This is a genomic window from Mesorhizobium escarrei (genome assembly GCF_935825525.1).
In the GTDB taxonomy this organism is placed as follows: Bacteria; Pseudomonadota; Alphaproteobacteria; order Rhizobiales; family Rhizobiaceae; genus Mesorhizobium; species Mesorhizobium escarrei.
Genome location: NZ_CAKXZT010000142.1, coordinates 62,742 through 79,754, shown reverse-complemented (window position 1 = coordinate 79,754; position 17,013 = coordinate 62,742). Strand labels below are relative to the sequence as shown.

Genomic DNA, 17,013 nt, shown 5'->3' with positions numbered 1-17,013 from the left:
GCAGCGGTTGCTTCATAACGTGTTGAACACTTGCCTCGAAATTTGCGGTAGGCCGCAAAGTTCGAATGCTCTCCGATCTCTTCATAGGTCCCCAGTCGGTCGACCGCATTCGGTATATGGCCGGTAGACTTCCCCGCAATGGCTTCGGGGATGCCGCGGCGCCTACGGTGCTGGAAGCGGATCAGGACGGCTCGCGGTCTTCTGCCCTTGTCTCTTAGGGGAAGAAGCGATCAAGCCAGGAGATGCGCCAGAAGCGCGCGCAGTTGCGCCGGTTTCAGCGGCTTGCGCATCAGCTCGATGCCGGCCCCGCGGGCGGCTTTGGCGACGGTCTCCGAACCGTCGGCGGTGACGATCAGCGCCGGCACGGCACGCCCGAGATAATCGCGGACCTCGGCGATGGTCGTGGTGCCGAGGTCGCCGCCGTCGAGATGCTGGTCGGCGATGACGATGTCCGGCACCCAGTCCGTATCGCCGAGCATCTCGATCGCGGCATCGGTCGAGGTGGCGGGGCGCACCAGGCATTGCCAGCGCTCGAGCAGCGACGTCATCGCCTGCAGCACCTCGACGTCGTTCTCGACCAGCAGCACCTTTGTGCCGAACAGACCGTAGCCGCGCGGCCGCTCCATCTCGGCGCTGCCGGCAATGGCATCGACGCTGGCGCCGATCCCGACCGGAACATCGATATGGAAAATCGTGCCGTGTCCGACTTTCGACGAAAACGTCACGGGATGGCCGAGTGCGGCGGCGATGCGGCGCACGATGGCCAGGCCCAGTCCCAGCCCGGCGCCGGCAGGCCCGGCATCGGTCGGAATCGTGCCGCGGTGGAATTCCTCGAACACCGCCTCGCGCTGGTCGTCGGGGATACCGCAGCCGGTATCGGCGACATCGATGCGGATCGTGTCGCCACGATGCCTGGTGCCAACCAGCACGCCGCCGGAGCGGGTGTAGCGCAGCGCGTTGGAAAGGATGTTCTGTAGGATGCGGCGCAGCAAGGTGCGGTCGGAGCGCACGATGGCGTTGACCGGCCGGAATTTTAGCGTCAGGCCCTTCAATTCCGCGACCGGCAGGAAATCCGAGCGCAGCGACGAAAACAGCATCTCCAGGCTGACGTCGCCGATATCGGGCTGCACGACGCCGGCGTCGAGCTTGGAGATGTCAAGCAGGGTGCGGAGCAGATCCTCCATCGTCTCCAGCGACCGCTCGACCTGCCGGACCAGTTTTTTACCCTCGTCGCTGGTCTGCACTTCGGCCAGCGCCGAGACGGAGAGATGCGCGGCATTCAGCGGTTGCAGCACGTCGTGGCTGGCGGCCGCCAGGAACCTTGTCTTGGACAGGTTCGCCAGTTCGGCGTTTTCCTTGGCCGCGCTCAAATCGATGTTGGATTGTTCCAGTCTACGCAGTGTCGAGTGCAGTTCCTCGGTGCGCGTACGCACGCGATTCTCGAGCGAAATCGCGGTCTGGAACAGCGAGAACGCGTTGCCTTGCTGATCCATCGAGCGCTCGACGCGGCTGACAAGGGCTGCGTTGATCTTCTTCAGCTTCTCCAGGTCGTTGATGTTCCTGAGCGGCATAAAACCTCCTACTCCGCCGCCTGCCGCTCTCCGAAGGCGATGCCGGTGAAGGTCTGGTTCAGATGCATCGACCGGTACTGCTCGCCATAGGTGCCGAAGCCGATGACGTTGTTGACCTTGTAGAGTTCCGAAATCTCCCGAAAGACCTGGCGGTTGCGCGCATCGAGCCTGCGCAGGACGCAGTCAAAGGCGAGGATCATGTCGATGCCGCCAAGCCTTTCCTCGACATCCCTAAAGGCGGCACGCGTCGATTCAACCATGTTCTTGGGTCGGGCGATGGACAGGACGACGCCATCGTCGATGGCGCAGAAGAACGACAGCGAGCCGTCCGCGTGCATCTTCTGGATCGAGCGGCAGTAAAATTCGCCGCCGACTTTCACCACCACCGGGTGCGAAGCGAAACTCAGCGGCGTCAGCATCTGCGGGATGACCCCGACCGAGGCGGCATATTCCTCGGCGGCATTGGTGGCGTTGAATTCGCGCACGGTGCGGTGATCGGGATCGGACGCGGTCACCACCAGCTTCTCGTCGGTGGGAACGAAATTGTCGGTCTTGAACACGTGGAAAGGAATTTCCGTGGTGATCAGCACGATGATGGCGCTGTCGCAGGCAACCTTGCCGTTCGAGATCAGCCGCGTCGTCTCGAATTTCAAATCATCGCCGGCCGACCCGCCGATCAGCGGAATATCGTCGAGCCCCCAATGGATGGCGGAGGTGACCGCTTCTTCGGCATAGGACAGCCCGTCGATGAGGCAGAGCGCGAAAGTGGTGTCGGCTCGCTCGTGCCCGACGCGCCCGCGTAACGAACGCCTCAGCGCCTCGACTTCACCGGTGATCCCGTCCATGCCCGATGAGGACAGATTTTCGACCATGGTGCTGACTGCCGAAAAGGATGCGGAGGGAAGCAGCATGGCCATGACCTGGCCGTCCTCCAGGCCTTTGGGCGTAATCTCGCCGGCCGTCGAGCAGCCGGCATAGCGGAGCGCCGGCGCGTGGTTCTTCAGCGCTTCCGAAAGGGCGACTGCCTCAAGCAGGCTTTGCGAGAAAAACAGCAGGCCAAATCCAGCGTCGATGGCCGCGGCCTCCACTGCCACCGCCCGGGCGAACGCATCCGCGTCGGGTTCGTCGGTGGTGAGAACCGATAGGCCGCATGCATAGCGCGTCCGTGAACTGGCCAGCGGCTTCCTCCTCCATTTCCTCCGACGCTCTTTTGTGCGCGGCTCTTTTTTTGTGCTCCTAGCGCGCCGGCGTCGAAGTCATTGTTGTCTTCAAGTGCTACTTTGGCAATGAGCCAACATGACGGATTTGAATTTTCTGCTGTTTTTGACGGCATCAGCGCTCAGAAACTTCAGATCCAAAACCACCGCGGAGTGATCCATGGAGGCCCAGGTCAGGAAGCTATTCAAACGGTACGAGCGGCTTTTCCGGAAATCCCTCGCCGGTGATGCCGACATGGACGAAGTGACATCGGTCTATGCCGCCGCCTTCATTGCGGCATCGCCTGCCGGCATCATGGTCGGGAAGAACGACGACCAGCTCAAGCAGGCTATGGAACAAGGCTATGCTCGCTATCGAGCGATCGGCACCAAGGAGATGCGAATACGCGACGTTCGCATTTCGCCGATTGACTGGTATCATTGCGTTGCCCACGTCGCCTGGACGTCCATCTTTGCGCGCAAAGGCCAAACTGACGTCACGATCGATTTTGACGTCCACTACCTCGTGCAGAAACTGGCCGGAGAGCCTAAAATATTTGGCTGGGTGTCAGGCGACGAGCAGGAGGTTCTCAGAAAACACGGCATCGGCTGAAATCGGCCTGGCCAGCACCATTGCCGCTGATGGCCGCAAGGCGGCATCGCCAGGCGACCTAGGTTTCGCTTCGCTCCGCCGTTTGCCTGTCTTTGCGTGACCGAAAGTACAATAGGCGGATTTTCGGCCGAACTCCATTCTCGCAATCTCGGCATCCCGCGGCACTATTTCCCGTGCGCTATGCGGTATAGAATAGCGGACAAATGGAGGGCTCGGGCACCACCGACGCCAAAAACGACCAAGGTAGCACCCAGGGAGGTTTCATGTCGGAGATATCGTTGACGGTGAATGGAAAGCGGGTCAGCGGCGCAGCCGAAGACCGCACGCTTCTGGTTCATTTCTTGAGGGAGAATCTCGGCCTGACCGGGACGCATGTCGGCTGCGACACCTCGCAATGCGGCGCCTGTGTGATCCATGTCGACGGCAAGGCGGTAAAATCCTGCACGATGCTTGCGGTGCAAGCCTCAGGATCGAGCGTCGTGACCATCGAAGGCTTGGCGGACGGCGCCGACCTGCATCCGATGCAGGCGGCGTTCAAGGAGCATCACGGGCTGCAGTGCGGTTTCTGCACGCCGGGCATGATCATGGCGGCAACCGATATGATCGGCCGTCACCCCGAAGGCCTCGACGAGGCCACGGTGCGGGCCGAGCTCGAAGGCAATATCTGCCGCTGCACCGGCTACCACAACATCGTGAAGGCGATCCTCGCCGCATCGGAGACGATGTCTTCGAAGGGCAAGGTCAGGCAAGCGGCGTAAGGAAGAGGCGAATAGAGAGTGGCGAATAGCGAATAGGGTGGAAAGCCGACTCGCGTTTGCAGAGGCACCGGCGAGTTTGCAACCCCTCGCTTCCCTATTCGCTAGTCACTATTCGCTATTCGCTTCAAAATTCGGGAGGAATTTCTGCTATGGGCATTGAAGGTGTTGGCGCTCGTGTAGCGCGCAAGGAAGACAAGCGGTTCATTACCGGCGCCGGGCGCTATGTCGACGACATGGTGGTTCCCGGCATGAAGCATGCGGCCTTCGTGCGCAGCCCGCATGCGCATGCGCAGATCAGGAACATCGACGTTACGAAGGCGCAGGCCATGCCGGGCGTCATCGGCGTGCTGACCGGCAAGGAGCTCAAGGCCGACGGCATCGGCAATCTCATCTGCGGCTGGATGATCCATTCCAAGGACGGCTCGCCGATGAAGATGGGGGCGTGGTCGCCCTTGGCCTTCGACAGGGTCCGCTATGTCGGCGATGCGGTGGTCGTCGTGGTTGCCGAGACCAAGGGGCAGGCGCGCGACGCGGCCGAGGCGGTCGACATCAGCTACGAGGAACTGAAGGCAGTCGTCGATGCTCCGAAGGCGCTCGAAAGAAGTGCGCCACAGATCCATACGGAAGCCGACGGCAATCTGATTTTCGACTGGGAGCTCGGCGACAGCACCGCGACCAACGCGGCAATCAAGGCGGCTGCCCACATCACCCGCATGAAGATCGTCAACAACCGGCTGGTGCCCAACGCGATGGAGCCGCGCGCCGCGCTTGGTCACTACGACAAGGCCGAGGACCACTATACCTGCTGGACGACCTCCCAGAACCCGCATCTCGCGCGCCTGGTGATGAGCGCCTTCTACAATGTCGCACCGGAAAACAAGCTGCGCGTCATCGCGCCGGATGTCGGCGGCGGGTTCGGTTCGAAGATCTACATCTATCCGGAAGAAATCATCTGCCTGTGGGCCTCGAAAAAGACCGGCGTGCCGGTCAAATGGGTGGCCGACCGCACCGAGAGCTTTCTTACCGACGCCCATGGCCGCGACCACGTCTCGACGGTCGAAATGGCCTTCGACAAGGACAACAGGATCACCGGGCTGAAGGTCGACACCATAGCCAATCTCGGCGCCTACATGTCGCTGTTCTCGTCCTGCGTGCCGACCTATCTCTACGCGACGCTGTTGTCGGGCCAGTACGACATTCCGGCGATCCACGCCAATGTGCGCGCCGTCTACACCAACACCGCGCCGGTCGACGCCTATCGCGGGGCAGGGCGGCCGGAGGCCACCTATCTGCTCGAACGCACCATGGAAACCGCCGCACGCGAGCTGGGCGTGTCGCCGGCGGAACTTCGCCGAAAGAACTTCATCACGGCGTTTCCGCACCAGACACCGGTCATCATGAACTATGATGCCGGCGATTATGCCGCTTCGCTGGACGCGGCGATGACCGCTGCCGATTATGCCGGTTTTGCCCAGCGCAAGGCCGACGCCGCCAACAGAGGCAAGCTGCGCGGCATCGGCATGAGCTGCTATATCGAGGCCTGCGGGCTGGCGCCGTCGGCGGCGGTCGGCAGTCTTGGAGCGGGTGTCGGCCTTTGGGAAAGTGCCGAGGTGCGCGTCAACGCCGCCGGAACCATCGAAGTGCTGACCGGCTCACATAGCCACGGCCAGGGCCATGAGACGACCTTCGCGCAACTGGTCAATCAGCGCTTCGGCGTGTCGATCGACAGCGTCTCCATCGTCCACGGCGATACCGACAAGGTGCAGATGGGCATGGGCACCTACGGCTCGCGCTCGGGCGCCGTCGGCATGTCGGCTGTCGCCAAGGCGCTCGACAAGGTCGAGGCCAAGGCCAAGAAGATCGCAGCCCATCTGCTCGAGGCCGACGAGGGCGACATCGTCATCGAAAACGGCGCCTTGAAGGTCGCCGGCACCGACAGACAAGTGCCTTGGTTCCAGATGGCGCTTGCTGCCTACACCGCCCACAATTTGCCAAGCGGCATGGAGCCGGGGCTGAAGGAGACCTCATTCTACGATCCGTCGAACTTCACCTTCCCGGCCGGCTGCTATGTCTGCGAGGTCGAGATCGATCCGGACACCGGCGTGACCGAGATCGTCCAGTTCGTCGCGGCCGACGATTTCGGCAACATCATCAACCCGATGATCGTCGAAGGCCAGGTGCATGGCGGCATCGCGCAAGGCATCGGTCAGGCCCTGCTGGAGGGCACCCGCTACGATGCCAGCGGGCAGCTGTTGACGGCGAGTTATATGGACTACACCATGCCGCGCGCCGACGACCTGCCGTCGTTCAAGGTCTCGACCTCGAACACGCCGTGCCCGGGCAATCCGCTCGGCATCAAGGGCTGCGGCGAGGCCGGCGCCATAGGCTCACCGCCCGCCGTGATCAATGCCATCACCGACGCCATCGGCATCACCGATATCGCCATGCCGGCATCGCCGTCCACGGTGTGGGCAGCGATCCGGGGAACGAAACACTGAAAGGAGTGAGTAGTGAATAGTGAATAGTGAATAGTTAGATTTCGTCGGAAGCTCCCATTCACCATCCACCACTCACTACTTACTATTCACTATTCACTATTCACTATCTCGCACGGGAGAATCCCATGTACCCAGTCAACTACCACCGAGCCGCCTCCGTCGCCGACGCCGTCAAGCTGCTCGAGACCGGCGATACAAAGCTTTTGTCGGGCGGCATGACGCTGATCCCGGCGATGAAGACGCGGCTTGCCGCACCGTCCGATCTCGTCGACCTTTCGCACATCGAGGAATTGAAAGGTATTGAGGTGGCGGGCTCCACCATCACCATCCACGCCGCCACCGCGCATCACGATGTCGCCAGCGACGAGAAGCTGAAGAAGGCGTGTCCGGCGCTCGCCCATATGGCGTCCCGGATCGGCGATCCGGCGGTACGCTACAAGGGCACAATCGGCGGCTCGATCGCCAACAACGACCCCGCCGCCGATTATCCGGCAGCTCTTCTTGCCCTCGACGCCACCATCGTCACCAACAAGCGCGAGATCGCCGCCGACGCATTCTTCACAGGCCTGTTTGAGACGGCGCTGGAGGACGGCGAGATCGTCACCGCAGTGACCTTCACCGCGCCGGCCAAGGCGGCCTATGAAAAATTCCGCAATCCGGCATCGCGCTATGCGATCGTCGGTGTGTTCGTGGCCAACAGCGCGGACGGAGTCCGCGTTGCCGTCACCGGGGCCGGCGACAGCGGCGTCTTTCGTTCGAAGGAAATCGAGGCGGCGCTTGCCACGAACTTCGACGCCGCCGCCCTCAACGGAGTGAAAGTGCCGGCGGATGATTTGATGAGCGATATCCACGCCTCGGCCGACTACCGCGCCAATCTGATCGCGGTGATGGCCAAGCGCGCGGTGGCTGCCGCCAACGCTTGAGGGCATCTTCTTCCTTCTCCCCTTGTGGAAGTAGGGGAGTAGGGGAGTATGTTACGCTGCTCGCCGACCCAGACAATTTTTCCTTTTCCCTACTCCCATACTGCCCTACTCCCTACTGCCTTCCGACAAAGGGGAGAAGGAACAGACGCACGAGACAAGCGGCTCGCCCTGCAAACCGAAACTGGTAGGGCAGCGCCGTCGCCTCAGCCGGTGATCGGCCTAACATAGTAACGCACCGCCTTCTTGCCGCCATGGATCACCGCGTCGCCGACCTCGACAAAGCCGAGCGCTGCGTGAAAGGCATCTGAAGCCGGATTGGGCGGCTCGGCATTCACCTCGCAGGTGACGATGGTCTGGCCGGCACGCGAGACATGGTCGAACAGATCCTCATAGAGCCGTCGGGCATGGCCGCGGCCACGCGCTTCTTCCGCAACGACGACGCGGTCGACATAGACGAAGCGCGGATAGCGCTCGCGGAACCACAGGAAGTTCGGGCTGTCGTAGCGGGCGTCCTGGTCGAAGGTCATGATGAAGGCTTCGAGCGCGCCGATGCGGCGCGCATAAAACGCTTCGCCGAGCAGGAAGGACAGGCGTTCTGGCTCAAGCCACGACAACTCGGCCGCGTGCTCGTTGTTGAGGGCGAGGATGGCGGGCTCGTCCTGCGGCGAAACCCGGTCGATCGGCAAGCGTGCTCGCGTGTTTTCTTGCTTCGGGATCATGCTCTCGCCGCCGCAATCGTCGCCGCCACCAGCGCCGCGTCGGTCACCGTGTTGCGGTACTCGCGATTGAGGTCGGTGCCGCCCATGCCGACCTGGGGATTGCGGTAGCGCATGGCGCTCGGCACGTGCTTGAGTGCGGCGAAGTGCATTTCGCTCAGTCCGGTTCTTTCCCGCACCTCGGCGATGTTGTTTGGGTCGAGCCCGCCGCAGCCGAGGATGATGATGCGCTTCCCCGCCTGCCGGACGAGGTCCGCCAGCAGGGCCGCGCCCTCCAATGCGGTGTCGCGCTGGCCGCTGGTCAGCACGCGGCCGACCTTGCTGCGGATCAGCGCTTCCAGCGCTTCGGCCGGATCGCGTGTCATGTCGAAGGCACGGTGGCAGGTGACGTTCAAATGCCCGGCCGCCTGCACCAATTCGCTCATGCGCTTTTCGTCGATGGTACCGTCGGCATTCAGGCAGCCGACCACGACACCGGCCACGCCAAGCTCGCGTAGCGCGTGTACATCGGCGAGCATCGAACGGTACTCGGCGTCACTGTAGAGAAAATCGCCGCCGCGCGGCCGCACGATGACGTGGAATGGGATCGTCGCCAGTTCGAGGGCTGCACGCACCATGCCATGACTCGGTGTGATGCCGCCCTCGACGAGGCTGGCGCAGAGCTCGACCCGGTCGGCGCCGGCGGCTTGCGCGGCGAGCAGGCCATCAATGCCTTCGACGCAGATTTCGATCAGCGGCAGGCGAGGGCGTTCGGTGTCGGTCACAGGGCGATCCGTTGGTGAAATTCGAGCTGGTCCTGCCTTAGCATTGGGTCCCTTGCGGTGAAAGCCGCAACTATTGGCTCAGCTGGTGCTTGAGCCTGCCATTGCGCGCAGCCATGTCCGCGCGACCCACTGGATCGACGCCCGGTCCTGGACGGTGGGCGCCAGCTATCTACACCGGCTGGTGCGGACGCCCGGAGGCTGGCGCGTCAGCACCATCGCCATCCGCCGCCTGTACGAGAAGGGCGACCGCGCCGTGCTGGCTGCCGCTGCTGACCGGGTGGACGCGGCGGCGAAGTGAGCAGCCGGCTGGCAGCCACTGTTGCAAGCTACTGGCGCAACAGCGTGTTTTGGGTGCCTTCTTCGACCTGGTCTATGACCAGCAGCTTGACCGGATCGGCGCCGACATTGGTGGCTTGATGCCACTGCCCGATCATTTCGACGATGAAATCGCCTGACTTGTATGTGTTGCCCCTGCCGGTCTCGACATTGGTGACCTGAAGCGTCCCACCCTGGACATAGGCATAGCGGGGAAACTCGTGTTTGTGTACCGGCAAGGTCGCGCCCGGCGCAATCTCGAAGGACGAAACCAGGACCTGCACGTTCTTCTGCGGCAGCGTGATCGGCTGGCCGGACGCCGTCTCGGTGCGCGAGGCAAGCGGGGTCACGACAACCGGGGTGCGGCTGGCGTCCAGCGCGTGCGAGGCGCTTGCGGACAGGACTGCCGTTAGCAGCAGCGCAGATGCCAAGATTTTTCGCATGATTCCTCCCGAGTTGCGTCAACATTGCGCGGCGAGCATTCGCGCGCAAGCTTGTCTGTTCAGAACCTGACCGCCTCTCCTGAACATGCCTGGCGTCATGCCATGCGTAGCCCGGAACGCACGGGAAAGATGGCTCTGGTCGGCGAAACCTGCCGCGATGGCGGCATCGGCGAGGCCGAGCCCCTGTTCGATCAAGGTGCTGGCGCGACGCAGTCTCCGGTCGCGGATATAGGCTGCAGGCGTCAGGCCAATCGCTTTCTTGAAATCCCGGATGACCTGGAACCGGGTGACGCGCGCGGCGTCGGCAAGCCGTTGCAAGTCGAACGGCGAGCCAAGGTCGCTTTCGACAAGGTCCTCGTAGAGCGAGAACCTCCGTCGCGATCCCGAGCTTTCGATCTCCTCTACCCGCCCGCTCCAATCGCCATGGCGAACGACGAACCGCCTCAAGGCGACGAGAAGCGACGTCTCGGCTTGCATCGCGTCCGGTGAGGTCGAGCCCTGGTGTGCTGCCATCAACGCTGCGGCGAGATCGCTGTCTTCGATATTCGGACGTGAGAAGACCGGCGCGTCAGCCCTGCCCAGCTCGTGGGCGAGGCCTGCCAACAGCGGCACCGGGGGATAAAACGTCCGGTAGGCCCAGCCTTCATCCGCACCCTGTTCCCCGTCATGCCACTCCTCGGGATTGACGACCGCAATGGTGCCTGCCGGAGCGACAATTTTGTGGCGTCCGATGCGGATGCGTTCGCAGCCAGCCGTGATCAGCGCGATCACATAGGTCGGATGGGTGTGCAGTTCGTAGCGATGCTGCGTGAAGCGCGCCTTGAACAGGCCAAGGTCAGGGAAGCAGGGATGGCGCCAGTATTTCCTGATCTCTGTCGCGTCCACGTCATTCGTCCTGCTGCGGTCAATCTGGTTCAAGACGCCTGTTGTGCGACCTTCTAATCGTGATCCCCCGGATCAAACCCGCCGTTTGCCGGTGTGAAAGGAGAGCATCGTGCTGCACAATGACCCGATCGCCGCTCTGACACCAGAGGTCATAGCCTGGCGCCACCATATCCATTGCAATCCCGAACTCGGATTCGATGAGAACGAAACGGCACGTTTCATTGCCGAGAAACTGCGCGCCTTCGGCCTGGACGAGGTGCATGAGGGGATCGGCGGCACCGGGGTTGTCGGCGTCCTGCGCAGCGGCACGGGCACACGCGCCATCGGTCTTCGCGCCGAGCTGGACGCGCTTCCGGTTGTGGAGAGGACCGGCTTGCCCTATGCGTCCAGGAACGAGGGCGTGATGCACGCCTGCGGCCATGACGGCCACACCGCCATGCTGCTCGGCGCGGCCAGACTGCTCAGCCAATCCCGCGCATTCGACGGCACCGTCTACTTCGTCTTCCAGCCAGCCGAAGAAAACGAAGGTGGCAGCCTGCGCATGATCGAAGACGGCCTGTTCGAGCGTTTCCCGGTCGAGGCGATCTATGCCGTCCACAACTGGCCGGGCTTGGAGCAGGGGACAATCGCCGCTCGCGTTGGAGCACAGATGGCGGCCGTCGACAATTTCGAGCTGACCTTCGAGGGTTTTGGCGCGCATGCCGCCATGCCGCAGCTCGGCGACGACCCGATCTTGGCCGCGGGCGCGTTTGTCCAGGCCGTCCAGCGCATCGTCAGCCGCTCGGTCGATCCGCAAACCGCGCTGGTCGTCAGCCTCACCCAGATCCATGGCGGCAATGTCGGCAACATCGTGCCGGGCAGGGTCTGGCTGCAAGGCACTTGCCGGTTTTTCGAGCCCGGTCATTCCGGTCATTGCGAGAAGGTGATCGGCGAGATCGCCCACGGCATTGGCGTCGCCCATGCGCTCAAGGCCACGCTCAACTACCACAAGGGCTATCCGCCGCTTATCAACACGGCGATTGCCACGGCGCGCGCCATCGCGGCAGCCGCCTCCACCGTCGGCAGCGAGAACGTCTCGACCGAGTTCAGCCCTAGCCTCGGCTGCGAAGATTTCGCCTTCATGATCCGCGAGGCAGGCGGCTGCTACGCATGGATCGGCGTCGGCGATGTCGGGCCCGGCGAGGGCCTGCACGGCGACCGCTATGTCTTCAATGACGAGATCGTGCCGACCGTGCTGCGCTACTACGTCAACCTGGTCGAGCAGACGCTTCCCGCCTCGTGAACGGTCAGAGGGAAAATTGACGGCTCAGCGGGAAATCCCGATCTGATGCGCTTCGAGGGCGATAAGCCGCGAATAGTCACGCGCGAGCCAACCCGACGCATCTCAGCCGACCGTGGCCACGAGTTGCGTTACGCGAACGGGATTTTCCAGCACTGTCTGCGCGGTATCGGCCTGATTTTCATCGACCTGCGCCATCACAAAAATGACGCCTTGTGCAACGTTCGGCTCACCCGACTTGTTGGCAACATCGGCAGATGCCTGGAGAAGCCCACTGGCAAAGCCGCCGCAGGCCCCACCGACGAGGACCAGGCCAGCCACCGCCCCGACAGGATCAATGCCGGTGGCTCCAAAAGCACCCAGGCCGATTAACAGACCAGCGGCCGCGCCAAGTGCGGCACCGCCCGGACCGCGCAGGACAGCCCTGATTTCGTCGTCGTAAGGTCCGATGACGCTGATCTGATCTGGAGAAACTCCTGCCGCCTCAAGCGCGGCAACGGCACGCGCTGCCTGGTCGCGGGAATCGAAAAGTCTGCTGATTGTTCGCATTTGACACTGCCCATAGCATAGTCGCCCGCCGCTCGTTTCGAAGCGGCGGGCGTCTCCTCCCCTCGGGTTCAGGTCACTGAATGATCTTGACGATCTTGCGTGTGCCGGGATCAACAAGAACGGTGCGATTGTCGACAACGACGTAGCGATACTCGACGTCGGGAACTTCATGAAGCTCGACCGTCTCGGGTATGGTTGAACCAATATTGAGTTCCACCCCAGGGAGTTCCACGGATGCGAGTGGCTGCTTTTTCACATATTCCCTGATCACGGTCTCCTGTTCAGGTGCGATGATCACGTCCTGAGCGGCAACAGCGCCAACGCTGGCCAGCAGAAAAAGTCCCGCGGCTGCGGTGGAAAGATGCATTCTCATAAGTGCCTCCTTTATGTGATGTAACTTGTAAGCCCATTTGCGCTGGACGGCATCCGCGCCTTGCTTACCCAAACTTGAGGCAGCCGCAAACGTTCCTTAGCTGGGCTTCGGTCCAATTCGGCAGGCCTTTGCGTAGGACCAAAGTCTGACGCGTCGCGCACAAAGGGCGGGGGGCCGCGGATCTCGGGGCGCACCGACAGCACGCTTCACTCGCTATGAACCGTAGGCGCTATAAACCGTAGGCGACAACGGCAAGAAAGCCCGCCGCGTGCAAGCGGCGGGCCTTCTCCCCCAAGTCATTCAGTCAATCGATGATTTTAACGATCCTGCGTGTGCCTGGATCGACAAGAACGGTCCGATTGTCGACGACGACGTAGCGATACTCGACGTCGGGAACTTCATGAAGCTCGACCGTCTCGGGCAGCGCCGAGCCGATATTGAGCTCCACCCCAAGCAGGTTCACCGATGCGAGCGGCTTCTTTTTCACATACTCCCTAATGACGGTCTCCTGTTCGGGCTGGATGATCACGTCCTGGGCAGCAACGGCGCCGACACTTGCCAGCAGCAGAAATCCTGCGGCTGCAGTGGAAAGATGCATTCTCATAAGTGTTTCCTTCCAAATGAGCTCTCTTGCGCTGGGACGCATCTTCGTCGCGCCAAGCTCACCTTCAACAACGAGATAGCTGCAAATGTTCCGCGGCTGGGCTTCGGTCCGACCAGAGACGCCGTGCCGTTAGACCTAAGTCTGAATTGTTGTGCGCAAAGGGCGACGATGGAGTGTGGCCCGGAACCACGACTGCCAGCACTCGTTGCTCGCCGTACGTTCACGGGAGGAATCGATGGAGAATAGTGTTCACCAAGCTCGCTGGCTACTTGCACCGGTCTTCGCTGTCTCCATTGCCTTCCTGGCAATTGGGATAGCCGTCAGCTGACGAACGACCGACTTGACGATGACACCGACGAACGAAGATATCTGCGCAGCTACGTCCCTTTCTGCGCCGATAGGGGACCTCCCGCCCATTCCTCGATCTGGCGGGTGGACCCTCGTTTGGCCCAATTTTCAAACGAGCTTTAGTGGGAAAACGGAAATGGACGACAACAAGAAAAATCGAGATTTTCTCGACCGCGACCGCCTGTCGGTGGACCAGTATCACGAGGCAGAGCATTTCGCGCGAGAACATGGCGTTTCGCCCAGCCAGGTCAGTAGGCTGATCAAAAAGAGCGGCAACGATCGGATGAGCCTAACTCAAGCGGTGAGAGCATTGCGCGACCGGAAGTGAAAGTACGCCGCTGCGCAGGGCGACAGGTCTCGATCTGTACCGGTAGCATCGTGGCTGAGGCGTCATTTTGCTGCCTCGCTCAACCATGGCAGTGGAGCTTGCGCAAAAAAACCGTAACGTGCGGTTCTCGTCCAGCCCGTAAGCCCTAAGTTCCCTTGTGATCGATCGGTTGCAGATCAAAGATGGCGTCGCTTAGTGTCGTTCGACAGCAATTTGGCCGGTTCTCTCGAATCGTGCTGGCGGCGCGACGCGCCGCCGACCGGGCCGTTGGAGATATGGCGCCATACAGAGCGACAAGACTGCTCGATCGGTGGAATGCACTGTCGCTGGCCACTCAGTTTCTGCTCGCCGGCGGGCTGTTCTCGCTTTCGGCGATGATCGTGGTGGGAATGTCCGTGACAAGCCAGATAGAGGCCGCGGTCACCCGGAACTCGGCCGCCTCTACCGCTCTCTACGTCGACAGCGTCATCGCGCCGCTGCTTCCCGACATGCGCAGGAGCGAGATGCTGGACGAGAGCGTTGCGCACGCGCTGGATGAAACGCTCGGACAAGGCACGCTCGGCACAAGGCTCGAATCCTTCAAGCTCTGGCGCCGCGATGGCACCATCCTCTATTCAACCAATAAAAATCTGGTCGGGAAGCGCCTTCCACTCAGCGACAATCTGCGGGCCGCATTCGCCGGCGACATGGTCGCTGAATTGGACAGGCACTATGATAACCAGGCTGAGAGGGACAGCGGCTTGCATCTTCTTGAAATCTATAATCCGATGCTTCAGCCATGGTCGGGCGAAGTCGTGGCTGTTTTGGAATTCGACGAGATCGCCACCGATTTTGAGAAGGATCTCCGGCAGGCACTCGTTCGGACCTGGTTCGATGTCGCAGCCGTCACCGCGGTTTTTTTCCTCGGGCTTTCGGTGATCGTTTTTCGTGGCAGCCGCACGATTCGTTCGCAGAGCCGCTCCTTGAAGCAGCGTATTGCCGAACTTTCCGTCCTGGTTGCTCAAAACAGAATGTTGAGGCTGCGGGTGCAACGTGCTTCGCAGCGCGCCACGGCACTTAATGAACGTTACCTCAGGCGGATCGGCGCGGACCTGCACGACGGGCCGGCGCAACTGGTTGCCCTCGCTGCGCTAGGGATCGACAGCCCCGTGCTAGCCGATCCTGCGACGCCGGCTGCGGCGCGCGCACGGGAATTGCAGGTGGTCAAAACGAATCTGGACGATGCGATGCGAGAAATCAGGAATGTCAGCAAGGGTCTTATGCTGCCGCATGTCGAGAATGCCGAGTTGACGGAAATCCTCGAGCTTGCCGTGCGAGCGCACGAAGAGCGGACCGGTGTCAAAGTGATGCTGTCCATGACCGGGAGCCACACACCCTTGTCGCCAGCGGCCAAGATCTGCATCTTTCGCTTCATTCAGGAGGCGCTGAACAACGGCTTCCGCCATGCCGGGGGTGCCGGTCAATCGGTCGCGAAACATTTCGACGGGGAGCGCGTTTGTATCGAGGTCTCCGACACCGGCCCAGGTTTCGACCCGAAGATCATCCACCCTGAACGGCTGGGGCTCATCGGGCTGCGTGAGCGGGTAGAAAGCCTCGGCGGTCAATTTGATGTAACATCTTCACAGAATGGCACGGTGGTGAAAATGGTTCTCAACACAGTCGAAATAGGACAGGCGTGATGGCTGCGGCCATAAAGCTCGCCATTGTCGACGACCATCCGCTGTTCAGGGAAGGCGTTGTGCGCACCCTCGAGCAGATCGGCGGGTTCGAGATCGTTGCCCAAGGCAGCAGTAGAGATGACGCCTTGCGGATATCGGAAGACCAGCAGCTCGATATTCTCCTGATGGACATCTCGGTGCCTGGAGGGGGCCTCAGCGCGGTCGAACCGGCTCTGGAGCGGCACCCGGATTTGAAAATCGTGATGCTGACCGTTTCGGAGGAAAACCAGCACGTCATGACCGCCTTGCAGAGCGGGGCAAGAGGCTACGTCCTGAAGGGTGTCGGATCGAGAACCCTGGCCGCCATACTGCGCACGGTGGCGATGGGCGAACGATATGTTTGCCCGCAATTGTCGGCGCGCGTGTTGGTCGACTTGTCGAGCCAATCAACCGCGATCGAGAAACCCGACGTGCTGGCCGAACTCACCAGTCGCGAACGAGAGATCCTGACGCTCGTTGCCGCGGGATTGAGCAACAAGCGGATCGGTCTTCAGCTGAACCTGCACGAGAAAACCATAAAGCATCACATGACGCGGATTCTCGCCAAACTCAATGTGAGCAACCGGACCGAAGCCGCGATGACATTGCGCGACGCGACCGAGCATCAGCATCCGCCTGTCCGCCATCCTTCATGAAGCAAGACAGCCTTGCGGCCTGTGGAACGCGCCATCACTCGATCATCCGGAGCAGTCTTGCCCGATCGGAATTCTTTGCCTGCCGTCGAATGATGGTACGGCCCATTGCATCGCGCATCTCATAATGGCCACCGTCGATGCGCTCGCTCAGCCCGTTGGAATGCACCACACCCACGCTTGCCCCTCGCACCTCGATCCGGTCTCCAGTGGTCACGTTGACATATGTTTTGGGCTTGTTGCCAGGATTTAGCGCGGTAACCGGATTTGTCGGGGGAGTGACGTTCAGTGCTTTTGATTCGTCCTCGTCCGGGTTGCCGTTCGGGTCCGTATCCTGTTGGTCTGCGGCATTTCCAGGGTCTGCGGCATTTCCAGGGTCTGCGGCATTTCCGGTGTCTCCAGCGTTGCCAGGGTCTCCGGCGTTTCCAGGGGCATTTCCAGAGTTGCCGGGGCTTTCAGTGTCTCCAGAGTTGCCGGGGCTTTCAGTGTCTCCAGAGTTG

The 17,013-nt window shown here is 61.6% G+C and carries 18 protein-coding genes and 1 pseudogene; 9 read left to right on the top strand and 10 right to left on the bottom strand.

The window, feature by feature from the left end:
• Nucleotides 1–230: 230 nt before the first annotated feature.
• A complete protein-coding gene (locus NMG80_RS23785) occupies nt 231–1,571 on the bottom strand; it encodes an ATP-binding response regulator (protein WP_254020360.1) in 1,341 nt (446 codons plus the stop codon).
• 8 nt (nt 1,572–1,579) lie between these two features.
• Nucleotides 1,580–2,749 carry an FIST N-terminal domain-containing protein gene (locus tag NMG80_RS23780; RefSeq protein ID WP_436798665.1) on the bottom strand — a complete coding sequence of 390 codons (1,170 nt, stop codon included), beginning with the start codon at nt 2,747–2,749 and terminating at the stop codon, nt 1,580–1,582.
• 199 nt (nt 2,750–2,948) lie between these two features.
• Here NMG80_RS23780 and NMG80_RS23775 point away from each other — a divergent pair, with 199 nt between their 5' ends.
• From NMG80_RS23775 to NMG80_RS23760, 4 genes are all read left to right on the top strand, one after another.
• Nucleotides 2,949–3,380, top strand: coding sequence for a DUF6841 family protein (locus NMG80_RS23775; RefSeq protein ID WP_254020358.1), 432 nt, complete (start codon nt 2,949–2,951; stop codon nt 3,378–3,380).
• A 263-nt stretch (nt 3,381–3,643) separates the two neighbouring features.
• Nucleotides 3,644–4,138: a (2Fe-2S)-binding protein gene (locus NMG80_RS23770; protein WP_254020357.1), complete on the top strand. Its 495-nt coding sequence runs from the start codon at nt 3,644–3,646 to the stop codon at nt 4,136–4,138.
• A 149-nt stretch (nt 4,139–4,287) separates the two neighbouring features.
• Nucleotides 4,288–6,636 carry a xanthine dehydrogenase family protein molybdopterin-binding subunit gene (locus NMG80_RS23765; protein WP_254020356.1) on the top strand — a complete coding sequence of 783 codons (2,349 nt, stop codon included), beginning with the start codon at nt 4,288–4,290 and terminating at the stop codon, nt 6,634–6,636.
• 125 nt (nt 6,637–6,761) lie between these two features.
• Complete coding sequence (locus NMG80_RS23760; RefSeq protein WP_254020355.1) at nt 6,762–7,559, top strand: FAD binding domain-containing protein; 798 nt, start codon at nt 6,762–6,764, stop codon at nt 7,557–7,559.
• A 203-nt stretch (nt 7,560–7,762) separates the two neighbouring features.
• Here NMG80_RS23760 and NMG80_RS23755 read toward each other — a convergent pair whose 3' ends face one another.
• Nucleotides 7,763–8,278 (bottom strand): GNAT family N-acetyltransferase, encoded by a 516-nt coding sequence (locus NMG80_RS23755; RefSeq protein WP_254020354.1) that lies wholly within the window; start codon nt 8,276–8,278, stop codon nt 7,763–7,765.
• Nucleotides 8,275–9,039: a copper homeostasis protein CutC gene (locus NMG80_RS23750; protein ID WP_254020353.1), complete on the bottom strand. Its 765-nt coding sequence runs from the start codon at nt 9,037–9,039 to the stop codon at nt 8,275–8,277. Before NMG80_RS23750 ends, NMG80_RS23755 begins: the two co-directional genes overlap by 4 nt.
• Before the next feature lie 85 nt (nt 9,040–9,124).
• Between NMG80_RS23750 and NMG80_RS23745 the strand changes: the two genes are divergently transcribed.
• The gene (locus NMG80_RS23745) at nt 9,125–9,337 is read left to right on the top strand and encodes a nuclear transport factor 2 family protein (RefSeq protein WP_254020352.1); all 213 of its coding nucleotides are present in this window, start codon (nt 9,125–9,127) and stop codon (nt 9,335–9,337) included.
• A 28-nt stretch (nt 9,338–9,365) separates the two neighbouring features.
• Here NMG80_RS23745 and NMG80_RS23740 read toward each other — a convergent pair whose 3' ends face one another.
• Nucleotides 9,366–9,797 (bottom strand): cupin domain-containing protein, encoded by a 432-nt coding sequence (locus NMG80_RS23740; protein WP_254020351.1) that lies wholly within the window; start codon nt 9,795–9,797, stop codon nt 9,366–9,368.
• An 18-nt stretch (nt 9,798–9,815) separates the two neighbouring features.
• Nucleotides 9,816–10,682, bottom strand: a complete 867-nt coding sequence (locus NMG80_RS23735; RefSeq protein WP_254020350.1) for an AraC family transcriptional regulator — start codon at nt 10,680–10,682, stop codon at nt 9,816–9,818.
• Between the two features lie 109 nt (nt 10,683–10,791).
• On the opposite strand from NMG80_RS23735, the gene NMG80_RS23730 reads away from it, so the two are divergent.
• Entirely contained in the window at nt 10,792–11,964 is a 1,173-nt protein-coding gene (locus NMG80_RS23730; protein WP_254020349.1) for an amidohydrolase, read from the top strand.
• A 102-nt stretch (nt 11,965–12,066) separates the two neighbouring features.
• Here the strand turns inward: NMG80_RS23730 and NMG80_RS23725 are convergent, their stop codons facing one another.
• The 3 genes from NMG80_RS23725 to NMG80_RS23715 form a co-directional block, all read right to left on the bottom strand.
• Nucleotides 12,067–12,510: a hypothetical protein gene (locus NMG80_RS23725; protein ID WP_254020348.1), complete on the bottom strand. Its 444-nt coding sequence runs from the start codon at nt 12,508–12,510 to the stop codon at nt 12,067–12,069.
• A gap of 73 nt (nt 12,511–12,583) precedes the next feature.
• A complete protein-coding gene (locus NMG80_RS23720; RefSeq protein WP_031256955.1) occupies nt 12,584–12,883 on the bottom strand; it encodes a DUF1236 domain-containing protein in 300 nt (99 codons plus the stop codon).
• 304 nt (nt 12,884–13,187) lie between these two features.
• Nucleotides 13,188–13,487 carry a DUF1236 domain-containing protein gene (locus NMG80_RS23715; protein WP_254020347.1) on the bottom strand — a complete coding sequence of 100 codons (300 nt, stop codon included), beginning with the start codon at nt 13,485–13,487 and terminating at the stop codon, nt 13,188–13,190.
• A 484-nt stretch (nt 13,488–13,971) separates the two neighbouring features.
• Here NMG80_RS23715 and NMG80_RS23710 point away from each other — a divergent pair, with 484 nt between their 5' ends.
• The 3 genes from NMG80_RS23710 (at nt 13,972) to NMG80_RS23700 (ending at nt 16,516) form a co-directional block, all read left to right on the top strand.
• Entirely contained in the window at nt 13,972–14,163 is a 192-nt protein-coding gene (locus NMG80_RS23710; protein ID WP_254020346.1) for a DUF3606 domain-containing protein, read from the top strand.
• A gap of 275 nt (nt 14,164–14,438) precedes the next feature.
• The gene (locus NMG80_RS23705) at nt 14,439–15,842 is read left to right on the top strand and encodes a sensor histidine kinase (protein WP_254020372.1); all 1,404 of its coding nucleotides are present in this window, start codon (nt 14,439–14,441) and stop codon (nt 15,840–15,842) included.
• Nucleotides 15,842–16,516 (top strand): LuxR C-terminal-related transcriptional regulator, encoded by a 675-nt coding sequence (locus tag NMG80_RS23700; protein WP_254020345.1) that lies wholly within the window; start codon nt 15,842–15,844, stop codon nt 16,514–16,516. The genes NMG80_RS23705 and NMG80_RS23700 overlap by 1 nt, the downstream gene beginning before the upstream one ends.
• A gap of 34 nt (nt 16,517–16,550) precedes the next feature.
• Here the strand turns inward: NMG80_RS23700 and NMG80_RS37965 are convergent.
• A pseudogene (locus NMG80_RS37965) lies at nt 16,551–17,013 on the bottom strand (hypothetical protein); the annotation flags it as partial.

Coding starts and splice junctions, on each gene's coding strand:
- NMG80_RS23740 (WP_254020351.1), bottom strand. CDS start 9,797: ATGCGAAAAATCTTGGCATCTGCGCTGCTGCTAACGGCAGTCCTGTCC.
- NMG80_RS23720 (WP_031256955.1), bottom strand. CDS start 12,883: ATGAGAATGCATCTTTCCACCGCAGCCGCGGGACTTTTTCTGCTGGCC.
- NMG80_RS23705 (WP_254020372.1), top strand. CDS start 14,439: ATGGCGCCATACAGAGCGACAAGACTGCTCGATCGGTGGAATGCACTG.
- NMG80_RS23785 (WP_254020360.1), bottom strand. CDS start 1,571: ATGCCGCTCAGGAACATCAACGACCTGGAGAAGCTGAAGAAGATCAAC.
- NMG80_RS23770 (WP_254020357.1), top strand. CDS start 3,644: ATGTCGGAGATATCGTTGACGGTGAATGGAAAGCGGGTCAGCGGCGCA.
- NMG80_RS23710 (WP_254020346.1), top strand. CDS start 13,972: ATGGACGACAACAAGAAAAATCGAGATTTTCTCGACCGCGACCGCCTG.
- NMG80_RS23755 (WP_254020354.1), bottom strand. CDS start 8,278: ATGATCCCGAAGCAAGAAAACACGCGAGCACGCTTGCCGATCGACCGG.
- NMG80_RS23775 (WP_254020358.1), top strand. CDS start 2,949: ATGGAGGCCCAGGTCAGGAAGCTATTCAAACGGTACGAGCGGCTTTTC.
- NMG80_RS23700 (WP_254020345.1), top strand. CDS start 15,842: ATGGCTGCGGCCATAAAGCTCGCCATTGTCGACGACCATCCGCTGTTC.
- NMG80_RS23715 (WP_254020347.1), bottom strand. CDS start 13,487: ATGAGAATGCATCTTTCCACTGCAGCCGCAGGATTTCTGCTGCTGGCA.
- NMG80_RS23725 (WP_254020348.1), bottom strand. CDS start 12,510: ATGCGAACAATCAGCAGACTTTTCGATTCCCGCGACCAGGCAGCGCGT.
- NMG80_RS23765 (WP_254020356.1), top strand. CDS start 4,288: ATGGGCATTGAAGGTGTTGGCGCTCGTGTAGCGCGCAAGGAAGACAAG.
- NMG80_RS23760 (WP_254020355.1), top strand. CDS start 6,762: ATGTACCCAGTCAACTACCACCGAGCCGCCTCCGTCGCCGACGCCGTC.